This window comes from Falsiroseomonas sp. (assembly GCF_030695085.1).
GTDB lineage: Bacteria > Pseudomonadota > Alphaproteobacteria > Acetobacterales > Acetobacteraceae > Falsiroseomonas.
Map to the genome: position 1 here is coordinate 1 of NZ_JAUYTS010000137.1, position 1,001 is coordinate 1,001.

General features: G+C 72.1%; 2 protein-coding genes. One reads left to right on the forward strand and one right to left on the reverse strand.

Annotated features, from left to right (window positions below; genetic code table 11):
• Positions 1-779 (forward strand): DUF2272 domain-containing protein (locus Q8S40_RS14760; RefSeq protein WP_305670975.1); only part of this gene is annotated, 779 nt, incomplete at its 5' end.
• Positions 780-783: 4 nt separating this feature from the next.
• On the opposite strand, the gene Q8S40_RS14765 is transcribed toward Q8S40_RS14760, so the two are convergent.
• The coding region (locus Q8S40_RS14765; RefSeq protein ID WP_305670976.1) for a BRCT domain-containing protein at positions 784-1,001 on the reverse strand (218 nt) is incomplete at its 5' end.

Here is a 1,001-nt window from a genome sequence, read left to right on the forward strand (position 1 = left end):
GGGCGGCGTTCGGCTTCCAGATCATCGACGCCCGCCGGATCGAGACCCGCCGCCTGCCGGACGGCGTGGTGGCGGACGCCGCCAATCCGCCGCGGCCCGCGCCGCGCAATGTCCGCCACATGCTGCGGCTGGGGACCTCGGAAAGCGCGCGCGCCGTCGATGCGACCATCGCCGGATACTGGAGCGCCACCCCCGATGGCGCGCGGCTGCTGGCGCGGCAGAACCGGCAGTGGCGCGGCGGCGACGACGGGCCGGTCGACTGGGTCCAGCCGTGGTCGGCGGCCTTCATCAGCTGGGTGATGTGCGAGGCAGGGCTGGGCGATCCGGCGCAGTTCCAGCGCGACATCTCGCACCGCGTTTATATCGACCACGCCATCCGCGCCCGCGACGGGGCGGCCCCGGAAGCCGCTTTCGTCGCGCACGATGTGGGCGAACAGCCGATCGCGCCGGGCGACCTGCTGTGTAACAGCCGTGGCGGCGTGGACTATCGCAGCGTTGGGGACCGGCGCGCCGACATGGGCGAATACGCCCCGGCGCATTGCGACGTGGTGGTGCGGGTCGACGTCGACCGGATCAATGTCATCGGCGGCAATGTGGTGCAGGGCGTCAGCCTGACCATCCTGCCGCTGGTCCGCGACGGCGCGGGGCATGCGCGGCCGGTGGCGGAGGCGGATGTCGCCGGGGCCCGGACGATGTTCGCCCATCTGAAGCTGCGCGCCGATCCGGTCGAGCCGGACGCCATGGACCGGTCGCCGTCGATCTTGGCGCTGGCGAACTGAGGCTCTAGCCGCCGATCAGGGCCAGCCACTCGTCCTCGGTCAGGACGGTGACGCCGTGCTTCAGGGCGTCGGCCATCTTGGAGCCCGCGCCGGGGCCGGCGACGAGATAGTCGGTCTTCTTCGACACCGAGCCGGACACCTTGGCGCCGAGGCTTTCGGCGCGGGCCTTGGCCTCGTCGCGGGTGAAGCGCTCGAGGGCGCCGGTGAAGACCACGGTCTTGC